General features: G+C 47.1%; 31 protein-coding genes. 2 read left to right on the forward strand and 29 right to left on the reverse strand.

Annotation, left to right across the window (positions count from 1 at the left end):
• Positions 1–76: 76 nt before the first annotated feature.
• From mtrB to ACN6MW_RS00545, 26 genes are all read right to left on the reverse strand, one after another.
• Positions 77–298 carry a trp RNA-binding attenuation protein MtrB gene (gene mtrB / locus ACN6MW_RS00420; RefSeq protein ID WP_308996629.1) on the reverse strand — a complete coding sequence of 74 codons (222 nt, stop codon included), beginning with the start codon at positions 296–298 and terminating at the stop codon, positions 77–79.
• 250 nt (positions 299–548) lie between these two features.
• Positions 549–824, reverse strand: coding sequence for an HU family DNA-binding protein (locus ACN6MW_RS00425; protein ID WP_053376669.1), 276 nt, complete (start codon positions 822–824; stop codon positions 549–551).
• Positions 825–1,054: 230 nt separating this feature from the next.
• Positions 1,055–2,533: a stage IV sporulation protein A gene (gene spoIVA / locus ACN6MW_RS00430; RefSeq protein ID WP_364148901.1), complete on the reverse strand. Its 1,479-nt coding sequence runs from the start codon at positions 2,531–2,533 to the stop codon at positions 1,055–1,057.
• A gap of 294 nt (positions 2,534–2,827) precedes the next feature.
• Positions 2,828–3,580 (reverse strand): hypothetical protein, encoded by a 753-nt coding sequence (locus ACN6MW_RS00435; protein ID WP_419873761.1) that lies wholly within the window; start codon positions 3,578–3,580, stop codon positions 2,828–2,830.
• A 192-nt stretch (positions 3,581–3,772) separates the two neighbouring features.
• A complete protein-coding gene (locus tag ACN6MW_RS00440) occupies positions 3,773–4,120 on the reverse strand; it encodes a 2Fe-2S iron-sulfur cluster-binding protein (RefSeq protein ID WP_419873762.1) in 348 nt (115 codons plus the stop codon).
• Positions 4,120–4,722 carry a hypothetical protein gene (locus ACN6MW_RS00445; protein ID WP_419873763.1) on the reverse strand — a complete coding sequence of 201 codons (603 nt, stop codon included), beginning with the start codon at positions 4,720–4,722 and terminating at the stop codon, positions 4,120–4,122. The genes ACN6MW_RS00440 and ACN6MW_RS00445 overlap by 1 nt, the downstream gene beginning before the upstream one ends.
• A gap of 29 nt (positions 4,723–4,751) precedes the next feature.
• Positions 4,752–5,048, reverse strand: coding sequence for a 2Fe-2S iron-sulfur cluster-binding protein (locus ACN6MW_RS00450; protein WP_364148907.1), 297 nt, complete (start codon positions 5,046–5,048; stop codon positions 4,752–4,754).
• 56 nt (positions 5,049–5,104) lie between these two features.
• The gene (locus tag ACN6MW_RS00455; RefSeq protein WP_364148908.1) at positions 5,105–5,284 is read right to left on the reverse strand and encodes a DUF2768 family protein; all 180 of its coding nucleotides are present in this window, start codon (positions 5,282–5,284) and stop codon (positions 5,105–5,107) included.
• A 140-nt stretch (positions 5,285–5,424) separates the two neighbouring features.
• Positions 5,425–5,700, reverse strand: a complete 276-nt coding sequence (locus tag ACN6MW_RS00460; RefSeq protein WP_419873764.1) for a stage VI sporulation protein F — start codon at positions 5,698–5,700, stop codon at positions 5,425–5,427.
• A gap of 81 nt (positions 5,701–5,781) precedes the next feature.
• Complete coding sequence (locus ACN6MW_RS00465) at positions 5,782–6,816, reverse strand: NAD(P)H-dependent glycerol-3-phosphate dehydrogenase (protein WP_419873765.1); 1,035 nt, start codon at positions 6,814–6,816, stop codon at positions 5,782–5,784.
• Between the two features lie 10 nt (positions 6,817–6,826).
• On the reverse strand, positions 6,827–7,423 hold the full coding sequence (gene plsY, locus ACN6MW_RS00470; RefSeq protein ID WP_419873766.1) for a glycerol-3-phosphate 1-O-acyltransferase PlsY: 597 nt from the start codon (positions 7,421–7,423) through the stop codon (positions 6,827–6,829).
• 11 nt (positions 7,424–7,434) lie between these two features.
• Positions 7,435–8,757 (reverse strand): ribosome biogenesis GTPase Der, encoded by a 1,323-nt coding sequence (gene der / locus ACN6MW_RS00475; RefSeq protein ID WP_364148915.1) that lies wholly within the window; start codon positions 8,755–8,757, stop codon positions 7,435–7,437.
• Positions 8,758–8,835: 78 nt separating this feature from the next.
• A complete protein-coding gene (locus ACN6MW_RS00480; RefSeq protein WP_419873767.1) occupies positions 8,836–9,015 on the reverse strand; it encodes a capping complex subunit for YIEGIA in 180 nt (59 codons plus the stop codon).
• The gene (locus ACN6MW_RS00485) at positions 9,008–9,880 is read right to left on the reverse strand and encodes a YIEGIA family protein (RefSeq protein ID WP_419873768.1); all 873 of its coding nucleotides are present in this window, start codon (positions 9,878–9,880) and stop codon (positions 9,008–9,010) included. Before ACN6MW_RS00485 ends, ACN6MW_RS00480 begins: the two co-directional genes overlap by 8 nt.
• A 44-nt stretch (positions 9,881–9,924) precedes the next feature.
• Positions 9,925–10,557 (reverse strand): YphA family membrane protein, encoded by a 633-nt coding sequence (locus ACN6MW_RS00490; protein ID WP_419873769.1) that lies wholly within the window; start codon positions 10,555–10,557, stop codon positions 9,925–9,927.
• 108 nt (positions 10,558–10,665) lie between these two features.
• A complete protein-coding gene (gene rpsA / locus ACN6MW_RS00495; protein ID WP_364148923.1) occupies positions 10,666–11,901 on the reverse strand; it encodes a 30S ribosomal protein S1 in 1,236 nt (411 codons plus the stop codon).
• A gap of 81 nt (positions 11,902–11,982) precedes the next feature.
• Positions 11,983–12,561: a lysophospholipid acyltransferase family protein gene (locus ACN6MW_RS00500; RefSeq protein ID WP_419873770.1), complete on the reverse strand. Its 579-nt coding sequence runs from the start codon at positions 12,559–12,561 to the stop codon at positions 11,983–11,985.
• A gap of 3 nt (positions 12,562–12,564) precedes the next feature.
• Complete coding sequence (gene cmk, locus ACN6MW_RS00505) at positions 12,565–13,233, reverse strand: (d)CMP kinase (protein ID WP_419876510.1); 669 nt, start codon at positions 13,231–13,233, stop codon at positions 12,565–12,567.
• A gap of 171 nt (positions 13,234–13,404) precedes the next feature.
• Complete coding sequence (locus ACN6MW_RS00510) at positions 13,405–13,602, reverse strand: hypothetical protein (RefSeq protein WP_419873771.1); 198 nt, start codon at positions 13,600–13,602, stop codon at positions 13,405–13,407.
• Between the two features lie 54 nt (positions 13,603–13,656).
• A complete protein-coding gene (locus ACN6MW_RS00515) occupies positions 13,657–14,310 on the reverse strand; it encodes a flagellar brake protein (RefSeq protein WP_419873772.1) in 654 nt (217 codons plus the stop codon).
• A gap of 59 nt (positions 14,311–14,369) precedes the next feature.
• Positions 14,370–15,725, reverse strand: a complete 1,356-nt coding sequence (gene ypeB, locus ACN6MW_RS00520) for a germination protein YpeB (protein WP_419873773.1) — start codon at positions 15,723–15,725, stop codon at positions 14,370–14,372.
• A 104-nt stretch (positions 15,726–15,829) separates the two neighbouring features.
• A complete protein-coding gene (locus ACN6MW_RS00525) occupies positions 15,830–15,991 on the reverse strand; it encodes a hypothetical protein (RefSeq protein ID WP_419873774.1) in 162 nt (53 codons plus the stop codon).
• 74 nt (positions 15,992–16,065) lie between these two features.
• Positions 16,066–16,761 (reverse strand): glutamic-type intramembrane protease PrsW, encoded by a 696-nt coding sequence (gene prsW, locus ACN6MW_RS00530; RefSeq protein WP_419873775.1) that lies wholly within the window; start codon positions 16,759–16,761, stop codon positions 16,066–16,068.
• Positions 16,762–16,776: 15 nt separating this feature from the next.
• Complete coding sequence (locus ACN6MW_RS00535) at positions 16,777–18,027, reverse strand: Glu/Leu/Phe/Val family dehydrogenase (protein WP_419873776.1); 1,251 nt, start codon at positions 18,025–18,027, stop codon at positions 16,777–16,779.
• Between the two features lie 137 nt (positions 18,028–18,164).
• A complete protein-coding gene (locus tag ACN6MW_RS00540; protein WP_419873777.1) occupies positions 18,165–18,779 on the reverse strand; it encodes a genetic competence negative regulator in 615 nt (204 codons plus the stop codon).
• A gap of 201 nt (positions 18,780–18,980) precedes the next feature.
• Positions 18,981–19,304 (reverse strand): hypothetical protein, encoded by a 324-nt coding sequence (locus ACN6MW_RS00545; protein WP_419873778.1) that lies wholly within the window; start codon positions 19,302–19,304, stop codon positions 18,981–18,983.
• A 142-nt stretch (positions 19,305–19,446) separates the two neighbouring features.
• Between ACN6MW_RS00545 and ACN6MW_RS00550 the strand changes: the two genes are divergently transcribed.
• Positions 19,447–20,355, forward strand: a complete 909-nt coding sequence (locus ACN6MW_RS00550; protein ID WP_419873779.1) for a polysaccharide deacetylase family protein — start codon at positions 19,447–19,449, stop codon at positions 20,353–20,355.
• Here ACN6MW_RS00550 and ACN6MW_RS00555 read toward each other — a convergent pair.
• On the reverse strand, positions 20,345–20,578 hold the full coding sequence (locus ACN6MW_RS00555; protein WP_419873780.1) for a hypothetical protein: 234 nt from the start codon (positions 20,576–20,578) through the stop codon (positions 20,345–20,347). The genes ACN6MW_RS00550 and ACN6MW_RS00555 overlap by 11 nt on opposite strands.
• A complete protein-coding gene (locus tag ACN6MW_RS00560) occupies positions 20,575–21,168 on the reverse strand; it encodes a CPBP family intramembrane glutamic endopeptidase (RefSeq protein WP_419873781.1) in 594 nt (197 codons plus the stop codon). The genes ACN6MW_RS00555 and ACN6MW_RS00560 overlap by 4 nt, the downstream gene beginning before the upstream one ends.
• Positions 21,169–21,279: 111 nt before the next feature.
• On the opposite strand from ACN6MW_RS00560, the gene ACN6MW_RS00565 reads away from it, so the two are divergent.
• The gene (locus ACN6MW_RS00565) at positions 21,280–22,203 is read left to right on the forward strand and encodes a hypothetical protein (protein ID WP_419873782.1); all 924 of its coding nucleotides are present in this window, start codon (positions 21,280–21,282) and stop codon (positions 22,201–22,203) included.
• 16 nt (positions 22,204–22,219) lie between these two features.
• Here the strand turns inward: ACN6MW_RS00565 and ACN6MW_RS00570 are convergent, their stop codons facing one another.
• Positions 22,220–22,546, reverse strand: a complete 327-nt coding sequence (locus ACN6MW_RS00570) for a rhodanese-like domain-containing protein (RefSeq protein ID WP_364148946.1) — start codon at positions 22,544–22,546, stop codon at positions 22,220–22,222.
• Between the last annotated feature and the right edge of the window lie 233 nt (positions 22,547–22,779).

Consider the following 22,779-nt stretch of genomic DNA (forward strand, 5'->3'; position numbering starts at 1 on the left):
CGAGCGGTGCAGAGTGAATATTCGAAACGTTGGCGGGCAAAAAAAAAGCAGGCATCGCCTGCTTGCCCGCTCGTTATTACTGGTCGGTTTCCATGGTGCCGTATTTCGTCATGACGACTGCTTTGCCTCGAATTTTTATTGCCGAAGTATGATCGGTAAACTGGCAAATTAAAATTTCGTTTTTGTCCAGTTTCTCCGTATGATGAAATTTCGTGTCCAATCCGCGTGTTAAACCGATGACTTGCACGCCTTGATCCTTTGCTTTTACGATAATATACTCGCCGTGTGTAGGCTCCATCGTTATCCCTCCGCATCCGTATTTCCAAGCTATCCATGTGAATTATAGTTTAAGTATGGCGTTTGTGCAATCCATAACCGGTAGGCCGCAGACAAAAAAACGCCCGGGCGGTTTCCCGTCCGGGCGTTTTCGATTATTAAATATAAGCGTTACTAAGTTTGATCCTTATGTAATTGCTTATATTCCGGCGCATTACCGCAATGCTCTCTTCCTTGCGGATAGGGTCATAGCGTTTATGCTTTTAATATGCTTAATTGGATACGAGGTCCTTAAGTGATTTTCCCGGTTTAAAAGCAGGCGTTTTGCTTGCTGCGATCTCGATTGGGTCTCCGGTTTGCGGGTTGCGGCCTTTACGGGCTTGGCGCTCGCGAACTTCGAAGTTTCCAAATCCAACCAATTGCACTTTATCTCCGCTTTGCAGCGCATCGGAAATGGCATCAAAAACAGCATCAACTGCTTTTGTTGCATCTTTCTTCGAAAGATCCGTCAATTCGGCTACTTTAGTAATCAAATCTGTTTTGTTCATTGTTTCACCTCCTCCAAAGTGCTTTTTTGAATCCATTTCAAAGCTAGCATATAAATGCTCATCTTATCCCTCTTATTAACGGAAAACTTCAAAAATATACCTTTAGACCGAACAAACCTATAGTAATACAGCCGTTTGCCAATTTCAAGTGCTAAGCATCAAATCCTCTTAAACAAATAAAGCCGCTCCCTTTTTTGGCAGCGGCTTATCCGTATACTAAAATGTTTTACTTACAAGATGATTGCAATCAAACCGCCAGAGCCCTCGTTTATGATTCTTCCAAGCGTTTCTTGCAGCTTGTAGCGTGCATTATCCGGCATCATAGCGATTTTCCCTTGAATGCCTTCGCGTACAATGGAATGCAGGGAGCGGCCGAATATATCAGACTCCCAAATTTTGATCGGATCATTCTCAAAGTCTTGCATTAAGTATCTGACCAGCTCTTCGCTTTGCTTCTCCGTGCCGATAATCGGAGCGAATTCCGATTCTACATCGACGCGGATCATATGGATTGACGGTGCTGTGGCCTTCAGTCTAACCCCAAAGCGCGAGCCTTGGCGGATTAGTTCCGGCTCATCGAGTGCCATTTCCGCAAGTGTCGGCGCCGCAATGCCGTAACCCGTTGTTTTGACCATCTCGAGCGCTTCCGCGAATCGGTCATACTCCCTTTTGGCATGAGAGAATTCCTGCATCAGCTGCAGCAAGTGGTCTTTACCCCGAATCTCAACACCGACAACCTCCATGAGGATGCGGTCGTACAGCTCATCAGGCGCATACAAGTCAATTTCCGCGACGCCCTGCCCCATGTTCATGCCGCTAAGTCCGGCCCTCGCAATGAAATCATATTCCATGAACTGAGTCACTACTCGATCGACGTCGCGCAATCTGCGGATATCCTTGACGGTATCGCGAACAGAGCTCTCATAGTTGCTGCGGAGCCAGTGGTTGTCGTTCAGCACCATGACCCAGCTCGGCAGATTTACATTCACCTCATGAACAGGGAATTCGTAGAGCACTTCCCGCAGAACGGAGATGACCTCTTCCTCGCCCATGGTCGCCACGCTTAGCGTCATAACCGGGATATCGTATTTCGCCTGAAGCTCATTGCGCAGCTGCAGAGCTTCGTCGCTCTTCGGACGAGTGGAGTTAATGACAAGCACAAACGGCTTGCCGACTTCCTTCAGCTCGTTGATAACGCGCTCTTCTGCTACAACATAGGAGCTGCGCGGAATTTCTGCGATAGAGCCGTCCGTCGTGACAACAACACCGAGTGTCGAATGCTCTTGGATTACTTTACGCGTTCCAATCTCAGCTGCTTCCTGGAATGGGATCGGCTCGTCAAACCAAGGAGTCGTGATCATACGTGGACCATTTTCATCCTCATAGCCCTTCGCGCCTTCAACCGCATATCCAACACAATCGACCAGCCTCACGTTTACCTCAAGTCCATCGGTAACCCTGAGCTGAACCGCTTGATTCGGAACAAATTTAGGCTCTGTTGTCATAATCGTCTTACCTGCGGCGCTTTGAGGAAGTTCGTCCACGGCTCTCACACGGTCTGATTCATTCGCGATGTTCGGAAGTACGACCGTCTCCATAAACCGTTTAATAAACGTTGATTTGCCCGTCCGGACCGCCCCTACAACCCCGAGGTAAATATCCCCGCCGGTTCTTTCGGCTATGTCCTTGAAAATGTCCACTTTCTCCACTGAATATCCCCTCCCAATTGATTTTTCCGGTTCGCCGCCATCCACCGGTCAATAGGGCAGGCCAGCGACGCAACTCGTACATGCTTTTGGACTAGTATCATCATATGTGCAGGCTTTCCGATTATGACGATTCCTTCTGCGAAACTTTTTTTTCTTACGCTGCAGGCTTTCCTTCCAAGACTGAGTTATATGAGAAAAATGGCAAATCTATGACCCCTAAAGGCAAAAAAATCCTCTCCCAGACATTGATCTAGGAAAGGATTGCAGGTGCTAATGTTGTAAAAACGGCATGCCTTATGGCTTTACGGCCTGCGGCTCTTGATTTACCAAGTGATAGACAGGAGCCTTAACGGGTACAAAATCAGACCCGTCCACAAGCAGCGCGCGCAAATCAAAATCCGCGGCATAATCTGTTTTACCGCTTTTTTGAATAAATTGCATGATATCGATACCATAATCGGAGTACACGACACCATTCTCATCTACGAGCGCTTGAAGGGTTTGTCCCGTAAACACGCTTCGTATCGTCGGAGCCGTTTTATTCATTTCTTTGTAGTCGATTTGATAAAAACCGGGATACGTTTGCTCCCCCTTCGGAAGCACGCCGTTTGTCTGGATATACGAGGTAACCCAGTTCTGGATATCGTTAATCTTCTGAAAAGCAAGAATATCCAGCAGCTTAACTCTCGGCGCAGTTTCCTCGTCGATGACTAAGAAACTGTAGCTGCCCCCTTTTTCAAAAGCGGATGCCGGAATATCGCTTAAATAGCCTGTCCGCCCAAGCTTTGCAAAATCCACGTAAAACTTTTCATACTTCGGCGTTTCCGCGGTGCTGTTTTTAATCGGCAGCATGCCGGTTTCCGTTTTGTACTGGTCAATCGCTGCTTGCACATTGCGTACCGCTTCTTTAGGAGCGACCTGGTTTTGTTTGAGCCGGTCCTCGGGATACAAGCAGCCCGTCAAAGAAATTAATATCAAGCCTAACGCGGAAAGCAGCGCCAAAAAACGCATGCCCCGCCGCGCGCCGCTCATAGGAATACCATTCAATTGAATAACCTCCTTAAAGGTTTGTGTAACAAACCTGCATCGTAAGCATTAGCTTAGGTTTGTATAGCAAACCTACTTCGTAAGCATTAGCTTAGGTTTGTGTAGCAAACCTGCATCGTAAGCATTACCTTAGGTTTGTATAGCAAACCTGCTTCGTAAGCATTAGTTAGGTTTGTGTAACAAACTTGCTTTCTACCACAAATCATCGGATTCCTCCGCTTGACGGGCAAGCTGGCGCGCCACAGCTGCACGCAGCGGGTCCAACGGAATTTCCACGTCCACCTTACCCGCTACCCTAGCCTGGCAGGAAAGTCTAATATGATCGCCCTCTAAGCCGGAAAGCTTACGGCGCTCATTATCCGCAATCGGCGCAAGCTCGCTCCCTGGCCGCACGGTGACCTTGCACATGAAGCATGCGGCTTTGCCTCCGCAGCGTGTGCGGATCGGTATATTCGCGCGTCTGGCGGCGTCTAGCAGCGTTGTGCCGCGCTTAACCTTTACTGTTTTGCCGGAAGGCCAAAAGGTTACCTCTCCATCCATCACAAACCACCGGCCTCTCGAGTAGAGATGATTAAATGGAGGCTGCGCGTTGCCTCCGCTGTAAACGCATTGCATTCTTCAATGGCTAGCAGGGCACGCTCATGCAAAGCAGGTGCCTTTGCATAGGCTTGAGCTACGAGATCAACCCGGTCCATACGGTCCCGCAAAAAGTTAAACCACAGCTCATGCGCCAACGGTACGACTGGCACGGCCATAGCCGTTTCGTTTAATTCGATACGCTCAGAGTACGCGAACAGCACATTCCGTACCATGGTCACGTAGAGGCTGCCGCTTGCCTTCACATGGAAACCTCCGACCAGTTCCACTTGTATACCTTGGATAAGATAATGACTCAGAATCGAGCGGTACATGCCAGTTTCGCTTAAAGCCGGCTGATCAAGCGCATAAGGCTCCAGCGCTTTATGAATAGCAGCTATGTCCTCTTCATCGCAATAGATGTCCAAGTCGCGCGGCAAAGCGGTTAAGGGAAGGCCACGAAGCATAAGGCTGGTGCTTCCGCCAATCACCCATTTCGCAGAACTCGCTTCCGTAGCTTTTTTCACGACAGCCAGCGCATTATGAATGCGTTCCTTTTCAGTCATCGCCGGCACTTCCTTCCACTGCATTAACATTAGAAATAGGGTTTGTTTGCAGCTGAAATTTTTGCATCCGCGGATTTGATAATTGCCTGGCAGCCTAAGCGATAGCCTTGTTCAAACTCCTCAGGCTCAAGGCGGTCCCACTCTTCATCCGTGATTCCCTCAAGCTGGTCCGCGCCTTCCGTTACCAAGCACCGGCAGCGGGCACAGGTTCCTCGTGCGCATGAAAAGCTCCAATCGATATTATGTTTCATGGCAAGATCAAGCAGCGACAAGCCTGCTTCCGCTTCAACGACAGCCGTTTTGGTTCTACCCTTTAATTCAATCATAGTATGTCTAAATCCTCATTTCCGTTAGTAATCTTTCGTCCCCTATGTAGGCCCAGTTAAATAATGGAAAGTAGTCCGCAAACGAATCCGATTAGTAAAATAATAAAAGCAATGAGAGACAGCACGAATTTCAATGCGCCTTTCGTTTTCATACGCGCAAACGTAATTAATAGGGCCGCAATCGCCATCATCCCAATGCCGAAAAGCGAAACCCACATTTTTGTCATCGCATCCATAGTAATTCCATTCTCCTAATCTGTATCATAATGAATTCTCACCCATTATAACATCGCATAAAAAAAAGGACAAAAGCTGACAGGTCGCTGCACCGAATGCTAAAATTCGGAACGCCTATCGCTTTTGCCGAAGCTGATCATTATTTTTTTATCATAAATTTCATCAGCGTTTCCATATTGCTCACGTTCATCCCGCTAGCTTTGACAGCTTTCACGATTTCATTAACGGTCGAATCGGCAACCTTAACCTTTGCCATTTCCGACACCTGTTTGATCAGCTTGCGAAGCTCGGCTTCGTCTTGCATCGTTTCTGCCGTAACGCTGCTAGCCAGCTTTTTGACGGAGTTTTCGGAAATAGTCTTGCCGGTCTTTTTGTTGATCGAGTTGAGAATATCTTTGGAAAAATCCTTCGCCATATCCTACACCTCCAGGATGCGCATGTGTCTTGCTCCATGCATCATATGAGGAGGGCGGATGTTTGGTGTAGGCGCTGGTCCTTAGCCCAGTTCCTCGATTTCATGCGTCTTAAGTCTGCCCATTAAGTGCTCAACCGCAGTCCGCGGTGCTTTATTTGCAAATAAAACCTCGTACAGCTGAAACGTAATCGGCATTTCAACCTCGTATTGCTTCGCCAGTTCGTAAGCAGCGCGCGTGGTTCTCACGCCCTCCACAACCATTCCCATGCGGCTCAGCACCTCTTCAAGCGGCGTACCGTCGGCAAGCATGTAGCCTGCGCGCCAGTTGCGGCTGTGCTTGCTCGTGCAAGTAACAACAAGATCGCCAACGCCTGCAAGACCGGCAAAAGTGAGAGGATTCGCCCCCATTGCCGTACCTAACCTGCCGATTTCGGCCAAACCGCGCGTAAGCAAAGCCGCCTTCGCATTATCGCCGAATTGAAGGCCGTCGGTCAATCCGGCCCCTAAAGCAATGATATTCTTAATTGCTCCGGCAACCTCCACCCCTACGACATCGGGATTCGTGTAAACACGGAAATCAGTATTCATTAAGGCATCCTGTGCTTGCTCAGCCGCTTCAATGTTAACCGACGCGACAACAACCGTCGTAGGCTGCTTTAAAATCACTTCTTCCGCGTGGCTCGGTCCTGAAAGAACGACTAATTGATCTTCCGGGCGGCCTAGCTCCTCCGAGAGAACATTTGTCATCCTCTTCAGCGTATCCGTCTCAAAACCTTTCGTAGCATGCACGACAAGCGTTTCGTCGGATAAATAAGGTGCTGCTTGCTTTGCTACCTCGCGCATCGCGCCGGAAGGAGCTACGAATAAGGCCAACTCCGCATCCTGAAGCGCAAGCTTCATATCCGTTGTTGCCTGAATGAGCTCCGGCAGCTGAACATCCGGCAAAAACTTGCTGTTCACATGGTTGCGGTTTATATCCTCCGCCTGTACCGTGCTTCGCGTCCACAGCCTTACCTGATAGCCGTTATTCGCGAGCACAGACGCAAGCGCAGTGCCCCAGCTCCCGGCGACAAGCACAGCTGCAAATTTCGGTTTTTCCCCGTTCTGGATTGTCATGAGTCGCTCACTATCCTTTCTTAGCACCCAGTTTGTTTTCCGTTCCTTGAAGCAGCTTTACGATATTCGTCCGATGGCGTACGAAAGCAAATATACAGATCAGAAGACTTGCACAAAGTAAAGGTACGGAAAAATAAAAGATGGAAATGAATAATGGCGTTAAAGCGGCAAACAATAACGAACCCAAAGATACGTAACGTGTTAAAGCAATCGTGGCGATCGCAACGACACCCGCGCATAGCGCGGGGATGAACGCAAGCGTCGCAATAACACCGACAGTCGTAGCGATCCCCTTGCCTCCCTTGAAGCGGAACCAAATCGGCCAATTATGACCGACGATGGCAGCTAATCCGCACAAAACCGGGATCCAATCATTTTCGCCTAGGGCATGTCCGATCCAAACCGCTGCAACGCCTTTGGCAATATCAAGCACAAATACGAGTAAGCCCGGCCCTTTGCCGAGCACCCGCAATGTATTCGTTGCCCCTGCATTTCCGCTGCCATGCTGACGGATATCGATGCCTTTGACCCATTTTGCAATTACGATACTGAATGAAACTGAACCTAACAAATAGCTTAAAGCAACCGCAATTACTCCATATAACAAGCTACTCTCCCCTAATCTTCCTCGGACTTACGACGTGAGAATATTCGTATTGGCGTCCCTTCAAAATTAAATGCTGCACGAATTTTATTTTCCAAATAACGCTCATACGAGAAATGCATGATTTCCGGATCATTTACGAAAACAACGATCGTTGGCGGTTTGGTTGCTACTTGGGTTACGTAATTAATGCGCAAACGCTTGCCTTTGTCAGACGGCGGCGGATTGATCGCCACAGCATCCGACACGACATCGTTAAGCAGATGCGTCTGAATGCGCATTGCATGCTGTTCCGATACATGCTTAACGACGGGAAGCAGCTTTTGTAAGCGCTGTTTCGTCAAGGCGGATAGATAAACAATCGGAGCATACGACATGAACAAGAAATGATCGCGGATATTTTGGGAGAAAACTTGCATCGTCTTCTCATCCTTCTCGACGACATCCCACTTGTTCACTACAAATATCGAGGCTTTTCCCGCTTCATGGGCATAACCTGCGATATGCTTGTCCTGCTCGATAATGCCTTCTTCTCCGTTGATCAAGACAAGAACGACATCCGCGCGCTCGATCGCTTTCATCGCACGCATCACACTGTATTTCTCCGTAGATTCATAAACCTTGCCTCGTTTACGCATACCGGCCGTATCAATTAGAACATACCGCTGGCCGTCGCGTTCAAACGGCGTATCAATCGCATCGCGAGTCGTGCCTGCAACATTAGATACAATAACGCGATCTTCACCGAGAAGCGCATTAACAAGCGATGATTTGCCAACGTTTGGCCGTCCTATTAACGCTACGCGAATTACATCTTCATCATAGCCGTCATCCGTTTGATCGGGAAGCAGCTCAACTGCCGCATCAAGCAGATCCCCGATGCCCAAACCGTGCGATCCGGAAATCGCAATAGGTTGTCCAAAGCCTAGTCCATAAAACTCATATACCTCGTCCATACGGCCAGGATTATCAACTTTATTAACTGCGAGCACAACAGGCTTCCCTGAGCGGAAAAGCATTTGAGCTACTTCATCGTCCGCGTGCGTCAAGCCAGACTTCGCATCAGCCATAAAGATAATCACATCAGCCTCTTCAATTGCGAGTTCAGCCTGCATACGGACCGATTTCATGATTTCATCTTCGCCATCAATTTCAATACCGCCAGTATCAATAATGCTGAACGGTTTTCCATTCCACTCTCCGGTGCCGTAAAGTCTGTCACGCGTGACACCCGGTTTATCCTCAACAATTGCTAGACGGTCGCCGATGACCCTATTGAAAATCGTGGATTTACCCACATTCGGACGACCGACGATAGCGATAACGGGTCTTGCCATAGTTTGTTTTCCACTCCTTCAAAAATACTCACGTTATCCATCATAGCAAAAAAGTGCGTTCTTGGCTAACTTTTCATATTAGCGGTGATTCACTAAGATAATTGTTCCATTCTTTAAATCATGCGCGCTGGCATCCAATATCTTCTCCAAGAGAAACGCGGTTTCCTCCAGCTTGTCCGCATTTTCAGCCAAGAAAATAGGAGCTCCTCCCCCTACTGCATCCGGCTTCATCGATACAACGGCGACAATTTTAGCCATTATCGCTTGCCCCTTTCTTGTTGACAGACGCTTCCGTTGGCATGCGAACAGCCGACTCCAATATCGGGACTCGCAGGATGACTTGCTTTCCTTTATCCGCGTCCATTTCCTGAGGCAATATAAATACAGCCAAGCGTCCATCCTTCATATCCAGCTTGGCCATCGGTATTAATGCAGGTTCTCCATCATCCCGGTACACGCCTAAAATCGTAGCCATATCATATAAAATGGCTTGACGCTGGCCTAAATTGCTCATAGTCACTTTTCCGTTTGAATTATAGGGCGTTAAGATAAAACCCATTCCCCGTTTTGCGATAATGTCCTGGTTGGCTTTTAGCCCCACGTTCATAATATAAATATCTCCCACGAACAAATCCGGTCCATCCACTTTAACTTCTGCTTCCTGTACCGCGGCGATATGGGAAATCGCTTTTCCCGACTTTAGCTTTTCTACAAGCAGCAGGGATACGGCGCCTGCAAGAATGCCGATCCAAATATTTGCCATGATGCTAAATAGGCTGGTGAGCAGCGCAGTCATAATTACTAAATAATTCCGACCTTCGAATACCATCGCGATTCCTTCAATATAGGTCGATCCCCGTCCAACCAATTCCATGCTGTCTATCTTGGTCAATGTTTCGCGTTCCATCTTCCGGACATCTCTAAACTGCTGCGCAGCAAGCGTAAGAAAGGTTATTGCCGTATAATCCTTATTGAACAGTGCGGGGACGGCAACCGCTCCTAACGCAGCTGCGATTACACCAAGTGAAATATGGATGATACGTCCATGCGGGTATGTCGGATACTGTCGATAATCAGTTCTAAGCATCAGCAAGCGTGAAATAATTCCGAAGGCGATGCCCATCAGAACGCCCACCAAAAACTTATTTTGGACGAGATAATGTTGAATTATGAAGAACGCCCTCCCTTAATATGCCAAAGCTTTATGCTTAGCTTCGAAATGCCCAAACGTATCGCTTTAAGCAGCAGGCTAAACAATCTAGCTGCCGCGATTGCGATCCAAAAGCTGTCCCACCAACTTGAATGACCGATTTGAGCCGTATACAAGCCGGATTGGAGCACTGTATTTACGGTTTCACCGAGTACCGCTCCCCACACCATCATCCCAAATTGATGTTTTACCTGCGAGGTGAATGCCCCGCAAAAAATTCCGGCTAACAATGGCGCATCCCAACTTGGACCTAACCAATAGAAGACAGGATCATAACTGTACATCTTGCGAATAAATCCCCATATGATTGAAATCATTAGCGTGCACAAAATTAAATAACCTAAGTAGCTGGCTTGCTCAGAACTTTTGTAGGACAACATACTTCCGATAACAAGCAGCAAACAAACGCTTACTTGGATCTCGAGATGCATATGCTCGGGAAATGGAGACCACCAAAGCGGCATTCCAAGCAGCATAACCATTACGATAACAAGTACCGCCATCCGGCGGGCACTGATCTCTGGAGCCAAATACGATTTCCAACCTGTCGCGATCAGGACGAAGGTAATACTCATAATCCAAATCGACATAAAACCGGGATTCACCTGATATCACCTCTTGTACCCCCTATTATGCACCAAAAAAAAAAGAGCTATCCCTGCGATAAATCGCAGGAATAGCTCTTTCATATAAAAAGATTATTTAAGATTTTTTAGTTTGTCGCCAAAACGCTCAGCAAGTGAATAGCTCATGCTTTCGTTGCTTAGGCTAACATTCGGATTATCGATTTTCTCGATTTTTGGCGAGCGTGGCGCTCTATCCGGTCTAGCGCTTGGAGCAGCTTGTTCAGGAGCTTCTTCTGTTTCTTTAATGCTTAGGCTAACGCGTTTTTCAGAAGGATTGAAGTCAAGTACTTTCGCTTGCACTTCTTGGCCTTCTTGAAGAACCTCGTTTGGCGTAGCAATGTGACGGTGAGCGATTTGGGAAATGTGAACAAGTCCTTCAACGCCAGGAGCAATTTCAACGAAAGCGCCAAAAGGCACGATACGGCGAACTGTACCTGTTACGATATCGCCGATAGCGAATTGACCGCCTGCAGAATCCCAAGGACCTGGTTGCGCTGCTTTAAGGCTAAGGCTGATTTTGCCAGCTGCCGGATCAACTTTAAGTACTTTAACACGTACCGCTTGACCTTCGGAAACAACATCCTTCGGATGCGCTACATGCTGCCATGAAAGCTCGGAAACGTGAACAAGACCGTCAATACCGCCGATATCGACGAACGCGCCGAATGGTGTAAGGCGTTGAACCGTACCTTCAAGCTCTTGGCCAACCTCAAGCGATGCAATGACTTGCTTCTTGCTTTGTTCGAACTCGCTGTCAAGCACTTCTTTTTGGGAAAGAATTACTTTGTTGTTTTCGCGGTCGATTTCTTTAACCTTCACGCGAAGCGTGCGGCCTTTGTAATCGGAGAAATCTTCAACAAAGTGACGCTCAACCATAGAAGCCGGAATAAAACCGCGAACGCCGACATCGGCAACGAGACCGCCTTTAACAACATCAGCAACAGCAACTTCAAATACTTCGCCGTTGTCAAAGCGTTCTTGAAGAAGATCCCATGCTTTCTCGCCGTCAACTTGACGCTTCGAAAGAACAAGCTTCTCTTTCTCGTCATCGATGCTAACCACTTTAAGCTCAACCTCTTGACCGATTTGAACAGCATCCGTCGCGTTTTCAATCTGCACGGCAGAAAGCTCGCGAATCGGAATAACACCGTCATATTTATATCCAAGGCTTACATAAGCTTGGTTATCTTCGATTTTGACGATCGTACCTTTAACGGAATCGCCTTTTTTCAAAGACACGAAATTATCCAAAGCGTCTTGGCTTACTTCTTCCGCCTGGGATTCTTGCAAATTAGTTTCTTCTGACATTGAAATAACCTCCTCAGTTCATACCCCAACTTTATTTAAATCCGCAAGCGCCTAGAGCGAGAGCAGCATTTAAAACATAAATTAACGATTGTTTGAAGCTAACTCGCGAATGCGAGCCATAATGGCATCTGTTACTTGTTCAAGCATGTCTGGAGATGATTCCTCAATAATTGCGGTAAGATCGACAGGCTTGCCGTAACATACGACGATTTTGCTAAATGGTCTATACTTGCCGACAATGGCTACAGGAACAACGGCAGCGCCGCTTCTTACGGCAATCATGGCTGCGCCCTTCTTGGCCGCGCCAGATTGATTGTTGCGCGAGCCCTCCGGAAAAATACCTAGTACATTGCCTTCCTTTAGCAATGTGATCGCAGACTTAATGGCATCCTTGCTTACACCGCCGCGTTTTACCGGAAAAGCGCCAAACGCGCGAATGAGCGGACCAAAAACCGGAACCTTGAACAATTCTTCTTTCGCCATAAAATACACCTTGCGTTTCACCTTGACTCCTACCGTAGGCGGGTCAAAATTGCTTAGGTGATTCGAAGCGAGCACGACTGGGCCGTTGGCAGGAATATTTTCCGTACCCCTAGCTTCCAATCGGAAAAGCAGCGTATACATCACGCGAAGCAGAAAACGGAAAATATAATATAACATAGTTTACTTCGCCTCCGCCAATTTGGTTCGGCTTAATTTCACAATTGTCTGAATGACTTCATCAATTGTCATGGCGGTGCTATCGAGCACAACAGCGTCTGCAGCGCATATAAGCGGTGAAATGTCGCGTTGCTCGTCCAAACGGTCGCGTTCGGCAATCTCGGATTCCAATTGCTCGAGCGTTATGCTTTGGCTGTCCACTATTTCACGGTAACGGCGAAGTGCCCGTTCCTTAACGGATGCGGTTAGAAAAATTTTCAACTCCGCTTGAGGCAGTACATGCGAACCGATATCCCGGCCGTCCATTACGACGCCTTTGCGTTCTGCCAGCTTACGCTGCAAAATTCCGAGAACCTCACGTACGGTCTCGTTCGCTGCAATGTGTGACACCTGAAGCGTCACTTCGCGCGAGCGAATCAATGCGGTTACATCTTCTCCGTTCACAAAGACGGACTGGCCATGCTCGCCAGGCTCAAGTTCAATCTCTAAAGATCTTACGAGTTCAGCAAGTTTGGCAGTCTGAGACACCTCAATTTCCGCTCGCTGGGCGCTGAGCGTTACAGCGCGATACATAGAGCCGGTATCGATGTACACATATCCAAGCTGCTCGGCGACTTTTCTTGCAACCGTGCTCTTGCCCGCGCCTGCCGGCCCGTCAATCGCAATGTTCATACGGTCGCTGTCACCTTCGTGATGCACCACTTAAGGTCAACCCCCTTTTAGTAGAGACGGCTGGCCGAATGCAAGTAAGAATGCGACGCAAACCTCTCAAGAAAAAAGCAGGCTTTGCCTGCGAACGTGAAAATTATACCACACTATAAACGCAGATGCAAAAGCCGGACGTCAATTCAAGCGGGTTCCTTCCCACTGATCGACGCCCGTCAGCCAATGCCGAACCGCATTGTTTTGCAAAGCTGCTTGCGAAAAAACCAATAAAATAACAAGCGTTATTATGATTTTCCGCAATACCGAGCTAACGTCATCGGTCAGCTTTAAGATCTGATTGCGGCTTCTTTTTTTGTTAAGCAGCTTTTTTATCACTTGGAATTACCCCTTTCTCTTTCCGGGTAGTTTTCCAATTATCGCAAATGTTATTCAACGGTTACGATATTCAAGCTGCTTCTCAAAGCAATAACGGATAACCTTTTGTCTCTCGGAATCGTTGATACTGACATATTTGATCATCGCCTGCTTCCTGCCGGAGTCAAGCTCCACGACCCTTACGATTTCCCCTTTGAAAAAAGCATGCTCGATGCTGCCGTTTTTAAAAGGCACAAGCAGCCAGCATTCCAGCTGCTGCTCGGACGAAAGCGGCCATTTCCCGTCGCAAATAAACGAGATTCCGCCGCCGCCCACATCATCTGTCTCGCAAACGAATCTTAAATTTCCGGCTGTCTTTACCGCGATTTCCAGTTCTGCCGGCACTCTAAGAAAGCTGCGACGCTGAACCTTTGTAATACGCTCAGGCTCAGGCTTTCGGATTTTGATTAGCTTTACGCCGTCTTCTTTAAATCCGAGCACGTGAGAATCAAAATAACTTTTGATACCGTCCTCGGAAACAAAATAAACAGAAAGCTCATCGCCTAGAAAAAGTCGCTTGTACCGTCCTGTTTTTTCGCTGATTGGAACTTCAATAAGAAATCCGTCCTCATGCGCATCAGCAATTCGGGATTTGTATTCGATCAATGCTTCCTCTTCATCCGAAGAAGCGATCTGAAAGTGCAGCATTTGGTTCAATTTAGGCAACAAATTGGCTCCCCCCCATTTACATGCCATTATAGCACGTCGATTTAGAGGGAGCCATATCGTTATTTGTCAGATGCTGCCTTGGAATCGTAGGGAGACATTTCCTCAATCGATTCCTCTAAGCCGGTTTCTGAATTTATATAGATGCGATAGAGGGAGCCATTGATTTCACCTGTATATTCGTAACATAAAACTTCTTCGCCCAGGTCATTGTCGATTAACGCCAATTGCTCCGTATGAACTTTCATTTCGGGATTTAGCGCCTTCTTGGCTTCAGCTTTCGTTATGATTGGACTAGGAAGCTTCCGCTTGCGATGCTCGTATACATAGTCATTTGCCTGCAAGCCGACGGTTTGACCGTTGTCCAGCGCCACTTTAACCGTAAGCTTATCCGGGTAGATCAGCACGCCGCTTTGGACACTGACATAGGTGAAGGCTCCCATATTGTTATGCAAATCGTAGCTTACGGCCTTCATACCCGAGAAACCATGCTCATCCAGGAAAGCATCAGCCGATGCTCTCGCTTTCTCCAGATCAACCTTTTTCTCGCCAATGTCGCGCGAATTCATGAACCAAATGAGCTGTCCGCCCTTTTGCGTAAAATCCATTTGAAGCTTATTGTTCTTGCCATCGTTCACCGTCGCTGAATAGGAGGCATATTCCGTCCCCTTTGCATTTTCAACAACGCGGATTTCGGCATTCGGTGCTTTGGTGAATTTAGCGGCAACCTTCTTGATATCCTCGGCTGTAACCATTTTTCCGCCCAACATTTTAATGGTCCGCTTTTGATACATGCTGCTGACCGAAGGTCCCCAGTTGATTTCCGGATATTCGCTTACCTTTTTGTCAACCGTTTTGAAACCGTCAATAATCGTATTGTCATTGTTCGATTTCTCAGAGGCCAAGGCAATTTCGACGTCCATCCATCGCAAATTGTTTGCAAGCACCTCTTTTTGCATGCCGATTAATTCCTTTGAAATTTGCTCGGAATTCGCATACAGCGTCTTCATCGTTTTAAACTCGTCCGGCGTAAGCGGCTGCTTGCTCAAATCACGGACTGCCGTTTTGTACGCAAAATTGGCGATACGCGATAAAAAATCTTCCGCTTCATTGAATGGGAGCAGCGTCAACGGAAGCTGGTTGATCTCATTTTGGGCTTGGCTCGTTAATCGCCATACGTTTACAAGCCCTTTCCGATGGTAACTTTGCGAGGTCGAGTTAACCGCTAGGGTAGTGCCAAGCTGCTGATGCAGCTGCTCGACGTGAAAGGTTAAGTCGTGAAATGCCCTTTGATACTGGTTTTCGGCTTTTATCAGGATCGAGTTTTTCTCCTGATGCTCTTGATAGCCCCAGTAAATTGCCCCTATGAAAAGCAAGGACATAATCGGAAATAGGATCGAGCTGAGTCGATGGTACATAATACAAAAGCTCCTTTCTTGTGCAAAACCTGGTTTTAGTTTGGTTTGCCCAAGGGAGCTTTATGCATCCGTCTATTTAATTGTAACATCTTCTTTTATTTCCGTTAGAATATGCTGTGCTCCTCAATATCCAGGTCATTGGCATTATTGCAAATACATTGCTTAAAGCCGGTATCGATCGAGCCCTTTTCTCTTCGTCCGCGCAGCACGAATTTCTCTCCGCACACGTTGCACCGGATGGTTACCTTGATTCTTGCAGCCTCCATATGCCCCTCCTCATCCATTATTCGAATGCCGTCATTTCAGGCATTTCTATATAATGTAAGTATGGACGGATCAACTACAGTTTAATCTCATCCTCTCTGACCAAAAACCGAAAGGGAGAACGTGAATTAGCGTGGTTCATCTTACGCAGTCCCCATATCCATAGAGCGATCATAAAAGGAACGATAAACCACATCCAGTTCGTCTTGACGGTTATCATGATCCAATCATAGGTACCGTGCAAAAGGATCGGCAGGAGCAAGGAAATGCCCAAGAAATAAACGCTTTTGTTCTTGGGAGCAAACTTAGCCTTGCCTAGGTAATACCCCATCATAATGCCAAACAAAGCATGGCCGGATACCGGGAGCAATGCCCGGACCAGCAGCGTGCCAAAGGTTGCCGGCGAGTATATGGCATACAGCACATTCTCCAGCGTGGCAAAGCCAAGCGAAATGGAAGCTGCGTATACGATGCCGTCATAAGGCTCGTCAAATTCGGTATGGCTGTATATTACGTGGTAAAGCACGAACCACTTGACAAATTCCTCAACGCCGGCGGATTCGCCAAAAGCAAATATAATCGAATGGTCACCCAGCCAAAGTTGCAGACCGCGCTGTATAACCATAATCGGAACGACAACGAGAATGCCAAGTACAAACATTCTGGCAACCATGTGAATCGGCTCTGCCTCGTAGCGGTCCCTCAAATATAAATAAGTAAGCAGTGCTACGCCAGGCGCAACAGCTGCGGTTAATACGGAGAACAACAGCATTTAGTCCCTACTTTCTTACACCCAGCCGCGATAGCGGACAGCCTCGGCTAATTTGCGCACGCCGGCCATATATGCAGCCAGCCGCATGTCGACCTTGCGGGTGCGGTGTATTTCGTACACTTGATTGAACCCTCGGATCATCATAAGCTTCAGCTTATCGTCTACCTCCTGCTCATCCCAATAGTACCCTTGATTATTTTGCACCCATTCAAAGTAGGATACAATAACGCCGCCGCTGCTCGCAAGCACATCGGGAATGAGCAGCACGCCTCGATCGGACAAAATTTTTGTAGCCTCAAGCGTCGTTGGGCCGTTTGCGGCTTCAACAATAATCGATGCCCGGATACGCGGAGCATTCTGATCCGTAATCTGATTCTCGATTGCGGCCGGTACCAGCACATCGCAATCAAGCTCGAGCAGCTCTGCGTTTGTAATCGTTTGTGTAAAAAGATTCGTCACGTTGCCAAAAGAATCCCGACGGTCGAGCAGATATTCGATATCGAGTCCTTCTTCATTATACAACGCTCCGTTCACATCGGAAATACCTATAACGCGCGCACCGGCCTCATGCATGAATTTGGCAAGATAACTTCCCGCATTTCCGAAGCCTTGAATGACGATACGCGCATTTTTCATTTCTATCTGCTTAATGTTGAGCGCTTCTTGAATCATGATCACTACCCCGCGCGCAGTAGCTGTCTCTCTTCCTTTGGATCCGCCGAGCACTATGGGCTTACCAGTAATGAAACCAGGAGAATCAAATTCGCGAATCCGGCTGTACTCATCCATCATCCAAGCCATAATCTGTGAATTCGTCATGACATCCGGAGCCGGAATATCCTTGCTCGGTCCTACGATCTGGCTTACCGCCCGCACGTAGCCCCGGCTGAGCCGTTCTATTTCCCTAAAGGACATCGTGCGGGGATCGCATATGACTCCACCCTTACCGCCGCCATAGGGTAAATCCGCAATCCCGCATTTTAAGCTCATCCATATCGATAATGCCTTAACTTCATTTTCGGAAACGGCCGGATGGAACCGCACGCCGCCTTTGGTTGGTCCAACTGCATCATTATGCTGGGAGCGGTAGCCCGTAAAAACTTTCGTTGATCCATCATCCATTCTAACCGGTATCCGTACGGTAAGCAGCCTCATCGGCTCCTTTAAGAGGTCAATCATATCCTGATCATAGCCAAGTCTGCGCAGCGCTTGTTCAATTACAATTTGAGTAGAATGCAAAACATCGTTTGCTTCTTTGTTACTCATTCCATTCACCGCCTTTGTCTACTTCTAATATGAACGCCTTTCCCCTACTGTATTCCATTAAAATGGCTGTTAACATACAAGAAGAGCACCGTGCAGCCAAGAATCAGCCTGCAGATGCTCTCTCCGTGTACATTTTGTTAAAATTTAAAATGATTACAAATTTCCCGAACCGCTTTCTCGGGCATAATCACTTTCCCGTATTCTTCCAACATGGCATAAGTAACCGAAGTCGCTTCTCCATATTCCGCAAGCAAAGCAATGACGGCATTATGTCTTGAGGCTTCAATCAAAGCCGGCTCCAACGCTAAAATGTACTTGCCGTTATAAGAATATAACCGTCCATCCTCGGTTAGGGTGGAGCTTTGCAATTGCTTGCAAACCGATATGACATCCTCAAATTCGCGGAAGGAATACATTACAATATCGCTTTGCTCAAGCGTTACTTCCATTTCGTATATTTCGTCTTCCGTGTCGTCATCTTCGGTTGCCCGATCGCCTGCATGACTGTTCATTTTGCCACGGGTGACAATCACTACCATACCTTGCGCGGGGAGGGCAAACACTTCGACCGCTAATGGGCCGCTGGCATCGAATCCAAGTTCACTATATGCTTGATCCATCATTTCACTGAATAGTTCGTGTACTTTGGGAATTTCGCGCCACATGTCGTCCTTCTGGATCCCCCGTTCCAGCAGGTCGTCGAACGTCAGGAAAATCCGTATCTTGTCCTGGCTCAGTCGTTCGATTTTCATGACAGGATCCTCCTCTGCAGCATCTGTTGTAACAGCGTATGATTTTTTTAGTAAGATGTGATCGATTTGACCAAATCGTGCTATGTAACTACTTTATCATTTCTTTTCGACGATTGCACTAATATTGAATGAAAAAAGAATCGTTTGAGCGCATCGCATTTCTGCTTTGCGTTCCCACGATTCCGCGTTCTGACTGATGAATTAATGGTGAACCGAAGACGATTCCGCCTTGATCTTGTTCGCTTCCTTCTTTAATTGGGGATCACTGTTTACGATAGCCTCAATCTGTTCCCAAGCGGCTTCGGATTTTGCGGCGGTATCGCCTAAATGCTTTGGGGAAAGAGCAGCCGCCTGATCCTTTACCGAGTTGCCCATCATTTTTGAGACGGATTTGCGAGTTGCCGTGGAAAACACATCAGACATCGCAGTAGCTGCCCAAGAAACTGCACCCGGCTGCTTGCGGGAGACATAAACGGTAGCTGCCGCACCAAGTAAACCTCCGACTAAAAATCCACTCCATTTCATAATCGCATACACCTCTTCCTTGTTCAGCTTTCGTCTTCATCAAATAGTTTGACCCCTTGTCAGAGTGCTCATTCTTAATAAAATAAGGAAATCATTCTAGTCCGGAAAAAGGGCAAATATGATACAATGGGGTCGATTCAGCATGAAAAACAACTTAGCGATGGAGGTTTTGAGAAAAATGAAGAACAGCCGTTTAATCATAACCAGCCTGCTATTCGGCTCGCTTCTGACGGCCTGCAGCTCGCAGCAGCATAACGGGAGCATTTCAGAAGCCACCAATGCTTCAACCCCAGTCAGCCAAGAGACAGCTGTCAGCACGCAATCCATAACGGATGAGGCGGTTCCAAACGTAACCGCAGAACCATCGCCATCTCCATCTCTTCAGCCCTCGACCGTCGGAGAAGGCAATAGCACGGAACCCCTTTATTCGATGAGTGAGGCGTACCGTTTCGTTCCCCTAGATCAAAATACGACGGACAAAGCGGTCTTATTGACCTTCGATGACGGACCTAAGGATCAACAAGTATTGACCAGCCTGCTCGATACCCTTGACAAGCATAAAGCTAAAGCAATCTTTTTCGTGAACGGCTACCGGGTGAAACAAAATCCGGATTTATTGAAGCTCATCAATGAACGCGGCCAAACGGTGGGCAATCATTCTTGGGACCATATTAATCTAAAAGACGAGGCGGAGACGGTCGTTGAAAAGCAAATTGGCGATGTTCAAGCTGCCGTCGAAGCATTGATCGGCAAAAAGCCCGTATTTTTCCGGCCTCCCTACGGCTCTGGAGGAGATACGGTCAAAGAAATTGCAAAAAACCACGGCATGCTCTACATGACGTGGTCAAATGGTTCGCTCGATTGGGATCAGTCAGCTAAGGATAAACCTGAAGTCGTTATAAAAAATGTGCTGGAGCAGCTTCATCCGGGCGCTAATATTCTCATGCACGAGCTGAAATGGACGGCCGACGCGCTTGATGAATTGCTTACTTCGCTTGAGAATAAAGGCTACGGCTTCATTGATCCTGCCAGAATCAAGATTAATCCGTGAATTTCAAACCATACCAGAATAAACCTCCGACCAAACTTACAAACAAGACGAATAACAGATTATAATACCATTTCGTGACTTTATAATTGCTCGAAGGATGTTTTTTCCGTCTAGGCGGCAGAGCTTCTCCTTCATTGGAATTCGTTCCGATGTTGGACGGCGCGGCCGTCTCATCTTGCTGCCTTGCTGCCCTCGAATTTCCAAACCTTTCTTTCCTGCTCATGACTCCCTCCTGAATCGTATAATCAAACCCATAATTAAATCAATTAGAAAATGGGCAATAATCGGCGCCAAAATCGAACCGGATTGCATATAAATCCATCCAAGACCATAACTTATCGAGAAAACAAGCCCAGTCGGAATCCAATGCTTTAAGTACCTTACATGAATAGTAGCAAAAATAATGCTTGTCCAATAGGGACCAATGGCATGTTGTATGGCTCCGCGAAATAGAAGCTCCTCGCATATTGCGACTACTAAAGAAAGAACCGCAATGTGCCAAACCGGCCGCGTACGGAAAATACGTTCATTTACCCCTCCGTCATCGCTTGCTTCCTCAGGCACGAACCGGGAAATAAGCAAATCAACGACGATCACCGCTGCCGCGAGTCCGGCTCCCCAATATACAAACGAAAGCTCCTTCGGAGGTGTAAACATAGAAAACAAATTTTGGTGCTGAAATAAAATCCATATTAAACCGATAATAAAAGTAAACCCTTGCGTAGCGTATAAATTGATGAGCAGCATACGGTCATCCAGATCGTCAACGGACACCTTCCGGATACGAATATTTCGAATATCAAATTTCTTCATAGCTTCCCGCCTGTCTGGAACGTTCGTATTTTCTTTTTCGACCATTTCACCTATACTGATAGGACAAATCGACAGCATAATTTTTTTACATAGAAGGAGATAGAGATAGAGATGGAAAAACGATTAACGACGACTGCAATGTTATTCAGTGTTGGATTTGTGTTCATGCTCGTTTGCTCCGTTGGCGCTTTTTTCTATGGCATCCAAATCGGTACTGAAAAGACTGAAGCCAAATATGAAAAAGAAGATGTAGGCTCAAAACAAGCCTCCGCTTCTGTAAGCCCATACCAGCAGCAAGATTTAGTATCTTTCTATCATACTGTATTTTTGTCTTACCGTGAATTTCAAAACGAATGGTTCTCCGCAATGAACAAATTATCGCAAGGAAAGACAAATGAAGCAACTTCCATGTTTAAGGATCTGGCAAGTTTGGCAGGTGACAAAGCCCATGAAGCAAGCTCTGTCAATATGCAGAGTTCACCATTGCTAGGAGAAGCCCAAGTCAGCTACATCCGCAGTCTCAACCTTTTTGAAGAGGCATCCAATAAAGCAGCGACTCAGGCCAAGACTCTCAGCTTCAACGAGCTGAAGAAAAAAATCGACCAAGAAAAAAACTATTTGTCTGCTTCACAATTTGCACTGAGCGCACAGCAAGCCTATTATGCCGCCATGCTGAAATGGGCAGCTACGGTTGATCTTGATATCCCCTCCGACTATAAATCGCCGGCTCTGTTAGAACTTACGCAGTGGAAGAAGCTTACGATTACGATTAAAAACAAAATAATGGCCGATCAGCTCTTGACCCGCAAAAAGCTTACTCATTATTACCCGCAGGACTTAACGAGCCGGGTAGACGAGTTTGTCGAATCGGGGCAAGCTGCCAAAATGAAGGTGCACACCGTTACAGCCGTCGTCGATCTCCTCATCAATACGGAAGCAGTCCGTTCAGGGGATTTTATTGAAAGCAAGTCACGCCTTTACGAGAATACCCTTCTTCCTCAACTGCCGTTCTTTACATCGGAAACGAATTTATAAAATGGCAGTTTCTTGATTAGTCATATTGAAATCCTTTTAACGAGGCTATAGCTGCCATTCCGCCGGTAACATTGTGGAGGCCGCTGTAGCCTTGTTCTTCTAAGTAGCTGCAAACCGCAGCGCTGCGGACCCCATGCGCGCAAATGATGTAGATCGGCTTGGATTCGTTCAGTTCATGCAACCGCGCAGGAATCGTATTCATAGGAATTAAGACCGAGGTATCCAAATGGTAATAATCCCACTCAAAAACTTCTCTCACATCTATAATCTGGCTTGCTTCAACTTGTCGATTGTCAAGCAGATCAAGCATAAATTGAGGAGTCACATCTTGCCAATTATTCACGTAAAAAGACCTCCCATGCCGCATTTTGTATGTAATGATGCTAGAATCATAACGAAATTTTCACATTTCAGCAAGTTTGAGGATTGCTTTTGCACACCCCATTGCATTAAAATAGAAAAGTCTGAGATCGATGATCAAACTCTCGTCCCGCTGCTGCACATCGGTGCCGGGTAGAGGGTTTTTCTGTTCATATTAAGCGGAGCCTTCCGGCTTCGCCCCAATTTAGGAGGCAT

Source organism: Pristimantibacillus sp. PTI5, assembly GCF_048572955.1.
In the GTDB taxonomy this organism is placed as follows: domain Bacteria; phylum Bacillota; class Bacilli; order Paenibacillales; family Paenibacillaceae; genus Pristimantibacillus.